General features: G+C 66.8%; 12 protein-coding genes. 10 read left to right on the top strand and 2 right to left on the bottom strand.

The window, feature by feature from the left end; translation table 11 throughout:
- On the bottom strand, positions 1-1198 hold a 1198-nt coding region (gene pyk / locus GH737_RS10290; protein ID WP_420853445.1), incomplete at its 3' end, for a pyruvate kinase.
- Between the two features lie 69 nt (positions 1199-1267).
- On the opposite strand from pyk, the gene GH737_RS10285 reads away from it, so the two are divergent.
- The 5 genes from GH737_RS10285 (at position 1268) to GH737_RS10265 (ending at position 3873) form a co-directional block, all read left to right on the top strand.
- Positions 1268-1510 carry a DUF2312 domain-containing protein gene (locus tag GH737_RS10285; RefSeq protein WP_155264736.1) on the top strand — a complete coding sequence of 81 codons (243 nt, stop codon included), beginning with the start codon at positions 1268-1270 and terminating at the stop codon, positions 1508-1510.
- Between the two features lie 9 nt (positions 1511-1519).
- Positions 1520-2263, top strand: coding sequence for a YebC/PmpR family DNA-binding transcriptional regulator (locus GH737_RS10280; RefSeq protein ID WP_155264735.1), 744 nt, complete (start codon positions 1520-1522; stop codon positions 2261-2263).
- The gene (ruvC, locus tag GH737_RS10275; RefSeq protein ID WP_155264734.1) at positions 2260-2745 is read left to right on the top strand and encodes a crossover junction endodeoxyribonuclease RuvC; all 486 of its coding nucleotides are present in this window, start codon (positions 2260-2262) and stop codon (positions 2743-2745) included. The genes GH737_RS10280 and ruvC overlap by 4 nt, the downstream gene beginning before the upstream one ends.
- Positions 2746-2872: 127 nt before the next feature.
- Positions 2873-3463 (top strand): Holliday junction branch migration protein RuvA, encoded by a 591-nt coding sequence (gene ruvA / locus GH737_RS10270; RefSeq protein WP_155264733.1) that lies wholly within the window; start codon positions 2873-2875, stop codon positions 3461-3463.
- Positions 3460-3873, top strand: coding sequence for a GFA family protein (locus GH737_RS10265; RefSeq protein WP_155264732.1), 414 nt, complete (start codon positions 3460-3462; stop codon positions 3871-3873). Before ruvA ends, GH737_RS10265 begins: the two co-directional genes overlap by 4 nt.
- 82 nt (positions 3874-3955) lie before the next feature.
- Here GH737_RS10265 and GH737_RS10260 read toward each other — a convergent pair whose 3' ends face one another.
- On the bottom strand, positions 3956-5077 hold the full coding sequence (locus GH737_RS10260) for a dipeptidase (protein ID WP_196233098.1): 1122 nt from the start codon (positions 5075-5077) through the stop codon (positions 3956-3958).
- Positions 5078-5270: 193 nt separating this feature from the next.
- On the opposite strand from GH737_RS10260, the gene ruvB reads away from it, so the two are divergent.
- Genes ruvB through GH737_RS10235 form a run of 5 tightly spaced genes read left to right on the top strand, consistent with a single transcriptional unit; the run spans position 5271 to position 9723 of the window.
- The gene (ruvB, locus tag GH737_RS10255) at positions 5271-6314 is read left to right on the top strand and encodes a Holliday junction branch migration DNA helicase RuvB (protein ID WP_155264730.1); all 1044 of its coding nucleotides are present in this window, start codon (positions 5271-5273) and stop codon (positions 6312-6314) included.
- Complete coding sequence (locus GH737_RS10250) at positions 6311-7435, top strand: DUF3089 domain-containing protein (protein WP_155264729.1); 1125 nt, start codon at positions 6311-6313, stop codon at positions 7433-7435. Before ruvB ends, GH737_RS10250 begins: the two co-directional genes overlap by 4 nt.
- 40 nt (positions 7436-7475) lie before the next feature.
- Positions 7476-7934, top strand: a complete 459-nt coding sequence (locus GH737_RS10245) for a YbgC/FadM family acyl-CoA thioesterase (RefSeq protein WP_155264728.1) — start codon at positions 7476-7478, stop codon at positions 7932-7934.
- Positions 7931-9238 (top strand): Tol-Pal system beta propeller repeat protein TolB, encoded by a 1308-nt coding sequence (gene tolB, locus GH737_RS10240; RefSeq protein WP_155264727.1) that lies wholly within the window; start codon positions 7931-7933, stop codon positions 9236-9238. The genes GH737_RS10245 and tolB overlap by 4 nt, the downstream gene beginning before the upstream one ends.
- A 5-nt stretch (positions 9239-9243) precedes the next feature.
- Positions 9244-9723, top strand: coding sequence for an OmpA family protein (locus GH737_RS10235; protein ID WP_155264726.1), 480 nt, complete (start codon positions 9244-9246; stop codon positions 9721-9723).
- Positions 9724-9729: the final 6 nt, after the last annotated feature.

Raw genomic sequence — 9729 nt, 5'->3', positions numbered from 1 at the left:
GCCGCTCGCGCGCGATCCGGCGCGCCGTCGCGCCCGAGCTCGTGTAGCAGACCATCGCGGTGGCCGAGACCGTCTGCGCGATCTGACGCGCCGACCCCGCCAGCGCGTCAGCGGTGGTCGGCTCGAGCCGCGTCTGGGTGAAATGGATGCGCGCCTGGTACGACGGATCGCGCTCGACGCTGTTGGCGATGCGATCCATCATCTGAACCGACTCGTACGGATATTGCCCGGTGGCGCTTTCCGCCGAGAGCATCACCGCGTCGGCGCCGTCGTAGATCGCGGTCGCGACGTCGCTGACCTCTGCCCGCGTCGGCGTCGGCGAGGTGACCATCGATTCGAGCATCTGCGTCGCGACCACCACCGGCTTGCCGAACTGGCGTGCGCAAGCGACGATCTTGTTCTGGAGCGGCGGCACCGCTTCCGGCGGAAGCTCGACGCCAAGGTCGCCGCGTGCGACCATCACCGCGTCGGCGAGCGCGATGATGTCATTGAGGCGGTCGATCGCAGCCGGCTTCTCGATCTTTGCCAGCAGCGCTGCACGCTCGCCGATCAGCGAGCGCGCTTCGGCCACGTCCTCGGGGCGCTGGACGAACGACAAAGCGATCCAGTCGGCCCGCTGGTCGAGCGCGAACTGGAGGTCTTCGCGATCCTTCTCCGTGAGCGCGGGGATCGGGACCACCACGTCGGGCACGTTGACGCCCTTGTTGTCGGAGACCACGCCGCCGACCCGGACCTCACTGACGATCTGCCCTTCGCCGGCCTCGAGCACGTTGAGGCGGACCTTGCCGTCGTCGATCAGGATCCTGGCGCCCGGCTTGACCGATTCGAACAGCTCCGCGTGCGGCAGCTGCACACGGCTGCTGTCGCCCGCCTTCTCGTCATGGTCGAAGATGAAGCGCTTGCCCTTGACGAGCATCGTGCGCCCGCCTTCGAAATGACCGACGCGAAGCTTGGGTCCCTGGAGGTCGAACAGGATCGTGCTCGGGCGGTGGAATTCCTTCTCGAGCGCTCGGATCGCATCCACCAGCTTCGTCTTCGTCTCGTGGTCGCCGTGACTCATGTTGATGCGGAAAGCGTCGGCGCCCGCGAGCATGAGCTTGCGGATCATCTTCGGGTCGCTCGACGCGGGGCCGAGCGTAGCCAGGATCTTGACCTTGCGGGAGCGGGGCGGGAGCGTTTCCGTCACGGCGACGGCCATAGCCGCTTGATATGGCGGTTCAACCCGTTAGAGCCGATGCCTCAACGTCGAAATCGGAGTTCATCAAGAATGGCGGAGGGCACCGTCGCGGCCGACCAGCTGCGTCTGTTCATCGAGCGCGTGGAGCGCCTGGAAGAGGAAAAGAAGGGGATCGCGGACGACATCCGCGACGTCTATGCCGAGGCCAAGGCCAACGGTTACGACCCCAAGATCATGCGCATGATCGTGCGCCTGAGGAAAATGGAAACGCACACGCGCCAGGAGCAGGACGCGATCCTGGAGACCTATCGCCAGGCGCTCGGTCTCGCGTAAGGAACTGCCATGGCAGGCCATTCCAAATTCAAGAACATCATGTACCGCAAGGGGGCGCAGGACAAAAAGCGTTCGGCCCTCTTCTCCAAGCTCAGCCGCGAAATCACCGTCGCCGCCAAGGCCGGTCTTCCCGACCCGGACGCCAACGCCCGGCTGCGCGCGGCGGTCATTGCCGCGAGGGCGCAGTCAATGCCCAAGGACAATATCCAGCGCGCGATCGACAAGGCGTCGGGCAGCGATGCCGAAAATTACGAGGAAATCCGCTACGAGGGGTTCGGCCCGGGCGGGGTCGCGCTGATCGTCGAGGCCCTCACCGACAACCGCAACCGCACCGCGACCAACGTCCGCACGGCCTTCTCCAAGAACGGCGGCAATCTCGGCGCGAGCGGCAGCGTCAGCCACGGTTTCGAGCGCATGGGGCTGATCGAATATCCGGCGGGCGCCGGCGATGCCGACAAGCTCCTCGAAGCCGCGATCGAGGCGGGCGCGGACGACGTCGAGAGCGACGAGGACGGCCATCGAATCTGGACCAGCATCGAGAACCTTCACGAGGTCGCGCGGGCGCTTGAGCCGATGCTCGGCGAAGGCGAAGGCGCGAAGCTCGCGTGGAAGCCGCAGACGGAGGTCGAGGTCCACGGCGACGATGCACAGCAGCTCCTCAAGTTGATGGACGCGCTCGAGGAGGATGACGACGTCCAGACCGTCTGGGGCAATGAGAAAATCCCCGACGAGGAGCTGGAGAAGCTCGCCTGAGAATTCTCGGCCTCGATCCCGGCCTCGGCACCACCGGCTGGGGACTGATCGAAGCTGAAGGGAACCGCCTGCGGCACGTCGCCAACGGGCAGATCAAGACCGACAGCTCGAAGGAACTTCCGCGGCGGCTTTCACAGCTGGCGGACGAGCTCGAGGCGCTCCTCACCGACCGACAGCCGGACGCGGCGGCAGTCGAGGAAGTGTTCGTCAACAAGAACCCCCAATCGACGCTCAAGCTCGGCCAGGCGCGCGGGGTCGTGATCATGGTCGCTGCGCGCGGCGGGCTCGAGGTCGGCGAATATGCGGCGCGGCTGGTCAAGAAGGCGGTGGTCGGAGTCGGCAATGCCGAGAAGGCGCAGGTCCACGCGATGGTCTCGCGCCTGCTCCCCGGAGCGAACATCGCCGGCCCCGACGCGGCCGACGCGCTCGCCGTCGCGATTACCCATGCACACCATCTCGCGACCGCGAAGCGGCTCCGTTGATCGTTTCCACACGAAGGCACGAAGATTCGCTGCCGTCCTTCGTGCCTTTCTTTTCTAGCCTTCATGCCTTCGTGTGAAAAAACTGCGCCCCTCGACTTCGCTCGCAGCGAACGGTTAGGCTCGACAGATGATCGCCCGCCTTTCCGGTAACCTCGTTGAGACGACCGCCGACAGCGCAGTCATCGACGTCGGAGGGGTCGGCTATCTCGTCCACCTCAGCGGCAAGACGATGGCGGCGCTCGGCCCGGTCGGCGGCGAGGTGCTGATCCTGACTGAATTGCAGGTGCGCGAGGACGCCTGGACATTGTTCGGCTTCGGCTCGGCCGCCGAACGCGACGCATTCCGGTCGCTGACTTCGGTCCAGGGCGTCGGCGGACGCCTCGCGCTCGCGATCCTCTCGATCCTGTCGCCCGACGAGCTCGCCCGTGCGGTCGGCCAGGGCGACAAGGCGATGATCGGCCGCGCCAACGGCGTCGGACCCAAGCTCGCCGCCCGAATCGCCAACGAGCTGCAGGGCAAGCTCGGCGTGACCGGAGGCGCCGGCGCGACCCCGGTGCCCCGCGCCGGAGCCGCCGCTGACGCCCTCTCCGCCCTCGCCAACCTCGGCTTCAGACCCGCCGAAGCCAGCGCCGCGGTCAACGCGGCCCAGGACGAGCTTGGCCCCGACGCCGGGCTCGACGCGCTCGTTCGGCTGGCGCTGCGGAAGGCGGCGAAATAGCCACTCACTCAGCCTCCTGCCGCTGCGGCCAGCTTCGCGCCACCGTCACGGGCGATCCAGTGCGCGTTTCTGTCTGCCATTGCCTCAACTGCAAGAAGCGCTCGGGCAGCGCGTTCGCCGTGCAGGCGCGCTGGCCGTCGGCTGAGGTGAATATCGAAGGGCGGTCGAAGACCTTCGTGATCGTTGCCGACAGCGGCAACCGGGCCACTTTCCACTTCTGTCCGGAATGCGGGTCCGACGTCTATTACAAGATCGACGGCAAGTTCGACGACAAGTTCAACGATCTCGTGGCGATCCCGCTCGGCGCGTTCGACGATCCTTATTTCCTGAAACCGGCCTTCTCCGTCTGGGAGGAGCGCAAGCACGATTGGGTAGAGATCACCGGCTCAGACGTCGACCACACAATCTGACTCGTCATTCCCGCGAAAGCGGGAACCCGGACGAAACGCGGATCTGGGTCCCCGTTTGCGCGGGGATGACGATTACGGAATTCTACCCGCCCCACGCCTCGCGGTACACGCGCAGGAAATTCCCGCCGAACAGCTTCTCCAGCCGCGCCTCGCTCCAGCCGCGCTTTCGGAGGTCGGCGGCCAGCCGGCGATAGCGGTCGACGCTGTTGTAGTCGGCGACCATCGGCCAGACGTTCAGCCCCTCGCCGGGAGCGGCGATTCCCATCTTGATCCGCTGCGCCGCCCATTCGTTGAGCTTGCGCGTCGCCTCGGCATCGGTCGCCTGGGGGAGCACGCCATTGTCAGTGCCGATCCCGACATGGTCCTCTCCCGCGACCTTCGCGACATACTCGATGTGGCGGACCAGGTCCGCTCCCTTCGGACGGCTGTTGAGGGTCAGGAACGGCATGAAATAGACGCCCACGACGCCGCCCTTGTCGCCGACCGCCCTGATCGTTTCATCCGCCGTATTGCGCGGATGGTCGGCGAGCGCCCGCGCTCCCGTGTGGCTGATGACCGGCGGCCGCTTGGCGAAGGCCGCGGCCTCGGCCACCGTCCGGGCGCCGCCGTGGCTGAGGTCGAGCAGAAGTTTCTCCGCCTCGATCCGCTCGATCGTGGCGCGGCCGAGCCTCGACAGCCCGGCATTGGCCGGCTCGAGCGCGCCGTCGCCCGCGAGGTTGCGGTTGTTATAGGTCAGCTGGACGGTCATCACCCCGTCCTTCTTCATCTGTCCCAGCCGGTCGAGTTCCGGCCCGACCATCGAGCTGTCCTGCGTTCCCCACAGCCAGGCGAACTTCTTCTCGCGCTTGGCCTTGAGGATGTCGGCGGCGGTGCGGACGAGCACCAGCCGATCGGGGTTGGCGTTGAGGATGTTCCGCTTGAGCGCGACGTCCTTCTGATAATCGCCCCATGGCTCGGCGCTGTTACCGACCGGAAATACCGTGTCGCGCAGCATCGTCACGCCGGTCGCTATCATCTCCGACCAGGCACGGTCGCCGAGCCGCAGCTGCTCGTCGGGCGAATAAGGATCGCCGATCCCGCCGAGTGCATCGATGACGATCGCGCGGTCGTACCATGATGCCGTGGCCGGCCTTTTCGCCACGAGCGGTGCGGCGGCGAGCACCGCCGCTGCCCCCGTCATCACCGTCCTTCGATCGACATCCATGACGCTGTCCCCCTCGCGCCGCAAAATCCGCTGTCCTACAGCGCGCCGAATGTGCATCATCGCTCGGTGGCAACGGAAAGCAAGTTGAGCGGGAAGGCAATGCCATCGGCCGGTATGCGCAGCTCCGCCGCTTCGGTCGTCTGGCCGCAGGCGCGCGTATCACTGCGAACATTCGCGAACATTCGCGGCCGCCGTGGCAACTGACCCGGCGCGAATCACGACTCCGGAGCGGACTTCCGAAGACGCCGACGCGGCGCTTCGCCCCAAGAGCCTCGACGAGTTCATCGGCCAGCAGGCGGCGCGGGAGAATCTGCGGGTATTCGTCCATGCCGCCAAGAGCCGCGGCGAGGCGCTCGACCATGTCCTGCTCCACGGCCCACCGGGGCTCGGCAAGACGACGCTCGCCGGAATCCTCGCGCGCGAGATGGGAGTTGGCTTTCGCGCCACCTCGGGGCCCGTGATCGCCAAGTCGGGCGACCTCGCGGCCTTGCTGACCAACCTCGAGGACGGCGACGTCCTGTTCATCGACGAGATCCACCGGCTCAATCCCGCGGTCGAGGAGGTGCTCTATCCGGCGATGGAGGACCGCGCTCTCGACCTGATGATCGGCGAGGGTCCGTCCGCGCGCTCCGTGCGGATCGACCTTCCCCGATTCACCCTGATCGGGGCGACGACGCGGCAGGGGCTGTTGACCACGCCGCTGCGCGACCGCTTCGGAATCCCGGTTCGGCTCAACTTCTACACGGTCGAGGAGCTGGAGCTGGTCGTCCGCCGCGCGGCCCGGCTTCTGAGCGTCGACCTCACCGGGGACGGCGCGCGCGAGATCGCCCGCCGCTCGCGCGGGACTCCGCGCATCGCCGGGCGGCTGCTTCGCCGGGTGCGCGACTTCGCCCACGCGGCCGGTTCCGACACGGTCGACGCAGAGGTTGCCGACAAGGCTCTCTCGAGACTTGAAATCGACAGCCTCGGCCTCGACGCGATGGACCGGCGCTATTTGACGATGATCGCCGACCTTTACGGCGGCGGCCCCGTCGGCGTGGAGACGCTCGCCGCCGGCCTCTCCGAGCCGCGGGACACGATCGAGGACGTGATCGAGCCGTTCCTCATTCAGCTCGGCCTCATCGCCCGCACCGCACGAGGGCGCTGCCTCAACGGCCGCGGCTACGCCCATCTTGGGCTGCCGGCGCCGCAGGGCAGCCAAAGCGGATTGTTCGATAGCGGAGCTCAAGCCAAATGATCGCAGGCGTCGTCGCGTCACTTCTCGGACTTGCAGCCCCTACTCCACCCGCGCCGGACTATTCGAAGCCTTCGAGCTGGCTTTGCCTTCCGGGCCGCAAGGACGTGTGCTCGACGCCGCTTGCGACCACGGCACTCAACCCCAACGGCTATGGCTCGACGGGACGCAGCACGGTTGCAGCGGACCCGCCGGTCGACTGTTTTTACGTCTATCCGACGGTATCACGGGACCAGGGCCTCAATAGCGACCTCAACGCCGGCGAGGAGAAGGCCGCGGCGGAGACCCAGTTCGCGCGGTTCGCGGGCGTGTGCCGAACATTCGCGCCCATCTATCGCCAGATGACGCTCGGCGCGATCGCGGCTTATTCCGCGGGCGGCGACATCACCGAAGCGTCGAAGATCGCGTATCGCGACGTGGCCGCCGCATGGCATGACTATCTCAGGACCGGGAACGGTGGCCGACCCTTCGTTCTGATCGGCCACAGCCAGGGCAGCCTGATGCTCCAGCAACTGATCGCGAACGAGATCGAGACCAACCCCGCCGTCGCAGCGCGCATGAAGCTCGCCATCATCCCCGGCTTCAACGTGCTGGTGCCCGAAGGAAAGCTGGTCGGCGGGACGTTCAGGAAGACGCCGCTGTGCAGCCGGCCCGGTCAGACGGGCTGCGTCATCAGTTGGACCAGCTTCCGCGACAAGAACCCGCCACCCAAGGGCGCGATGTTCGGCTACTCGAGCGCGCCGGGGATGACGGCGGCCTGCGTCAATCCGGCGCTTCCCGGCTCCAGTGATTGGGTCAGGCTCGACAGCTACTGGTATGCACGCTCGTCGCTGCCGGTACCGGGCGGGCCGATCCGCTGGTCGAGCGAAGGCCAGCCCTCGACGCCCTACGTCCGAACCGAAGGCCTGGTCTCGGCCAAGTGCGTCAACGAGGGCCCGCGCGGCTATCTCTCGATCCGCACCAACCACGCGCCGGGGGAAGAATGGACCGACCGCGTAGGCGGCGAAGTGTCGGTGCTCGGCATGTTCCTGCCGGGCTGGGGAATGCATCTTTCCGACATCGCCGAAGCGCAGGGCGATCTAGTCCGACAAGTCGGTGACCTCGGGAGCAAGATCGATCGCTGAGCCTTTACGGCGGGAGTCGGCGCTCGCTACAGCGCTGCCGATGACATCCCCCGACTTCGATCAACCCTACCGCGGCGGCTTCGTCGGGCCGGAGCATCATTTCGCGCTGACCGTCTATTTCGAGGACACCGACACCGCTGGCGTGGTCTATTACGCCAATTACCTGAAGTTCATGGAGCGGGCGCGTTCGGACATGATCCGCGCCGTCGGAATCGACCAGGCGGAAATGCTGCGCGGTGACGGAAGCGCATATTTCGTGACCCATGTGGACATCCGCTACCGTCGCCCGGCCCGCCTCGCCGACGACCTTCGGGTCGTCAGCACGGTCGAACAGGTCCGCGCATCGTCGGTGGATATTCAGCAGCGAGTCATGCGGGCGGACGAACTGTTGTCCGACGCAACCGTCACTGCCGCGTTCCTGGACCGTGAGGGCCGACCGCGGCGCCAGCCAAGAGAGTGGGTCGAAATATTCCGTCAAATCGGCTTGAAGGGGCAATGAAAACAATCGCATCAGGAGTTTTGGCGCTGCTCACCGCAGGCGCGTCCACGGCCGCAGCCGCGGCGGTGCAGCCCGGCCAGCCTGCGGCGACCGTAATCGCGCTTCCGCCGATGACCTCGCCCGACAAGGGAGCCGAGGGCAATCGATCGCTCGCTTATGCGTGGCAGGCGACGCAGCTGATCGAAGCCGACCTTCGGCAGACCGCCGAGGTGATGCCGCTCGAGCCCAACCGGAAGGATTATTATTCCTACCCGGAAGTCACCGCCCCGACCTTCTCCAAATGGCGCGACAAAGGCGCCAAGGGCCTGATTACCGGCTTCGTCCAGCAGCGTTCCGACGGGCGCCTCGCCATCGGCTGCTACATTTACGACGTGGAGAAGGGCCGCGAGCTCGGCCGCACCGGCTTCGTCGTCGCCAAGGACGATCTCAGGCGTGCCGCCCACAAATGCTCGGGCCTCGCCTACAAGGAGATCACCGGCTCGCCCGGCATGTTCGACACGCGCATCGCCTATGTCGCCGAAACCGGCCCGGCGAATTCGCGCGTCAAGCGCATCGCGGTCATGGACAGCGATGGTTACAACCACAGCTATGTGACGCCCGGCGGCACGACGGTCCTGACCCCGCGCCTGTCGCCCAAGGCCCACCGGCTCACTTACGTCAGTTTCCAGAGCGGCCTTCCGCAGGTGCAGATCGTCAACCTCGACAACGGACACCAGCAGCCGCTGCTCCAGGGCCCGGCCATGTCCTTCGCCCCGCGCTACTCGCCCGACGGATCGAGGATCGTTTTCTCGATGATGCTCGGGGCCAACAGCGACATCTACGTCGTCGGCGAGAACGGCGGCAGGCCGCAGCGGCTCACCACGTCCCCGGGGATCGACACCGACGCCAGCTACTCGCCGGACGGAAGCCAGATCGTGTTCGAAAGCGACCGGTCGGGCACCCAGCAGCTGTACGTGATGAACGCCGACGGCTCGAACGAGCGGCGGATCACCTTCACCACCGCGGCCTATGGCGCGCCCGAGTGGAGTCCTGACGGAAAATTCATCGCCTTCACCTGGCGCTTCGGCGACACGCGCCGGATCGGCATCATCAATCCGGACGGCACGGATGAGCGGATCCTGACCCGCGGCCCGGCCGACGAGGGACCGAGCTGGGCGGCCAGCAGCCGCGAGATCGTGTTCCAGCGCACGGAAGCCAACGGACGGCCGGCGATCTACCGCGTCAGCCTCGACGGCAGCGCGCCCCGAAAGATGACGATTCCCCAGGACGGATCCGACCCGAATTGGTCGGGCACGATGGATTGAGGCCGATGCGCAAACTTCTCCTCCTCGCCTTGCTGATCGCCGTCCCGGCGTCGGCGCAGCTGCCCGGTCTCAGGCGCCGCGATGCGCCGCCGCCCGCACCGGTGCAGAACCCGATCGAGCTGCTCCGGGCGGCATTTGCCGCACAGGCGGGCGGCACCACCGTCTATTTCGCTCCGGGCAGCGCGCAGCTGACGCCCGCCGCGCGGACATTGCTCGTCAATCAGGCGATGTGGCTCCGGCAGCACCCGGAAGTTGGCGTGCGGATCGAAGGCCATGGCGATCCGACCGACACCCGCAACCATGCGCTTGCGCTGGGTGCAGAGCGCTCGGCGGAAGCGCGCAATTATCTGATCCTGCTCGGGCTTCCGGCGGCGCAGGTCAGCGCGATGACGTGGGGAAAGGAGCGCCCGGGGCCGCCGAGCGCGGTGACGACTCTCGTGCCGCCGGCCCTAGGCGGCGCGCCGCTGGTACCCGCAGCCCGCTAGCCACGC

Origin of the sequence: Sphingomonas segetis, assembly GCF_009720245.1 — a bacterium.
Taxonomy (GTDB): domain Bacteria; phylum Pseudomonadota; class Alphaproteobacteria; order Sphingomonadales; family Sphingomonadaceae; genus Sphingomicrobium; species Sphingomicrobium segetis.
The sequence above is the reverse complement of the archived record's forward strand: the minus strand, read 5'-3'. Positions and strand labels throughout refer to the sequence as shown.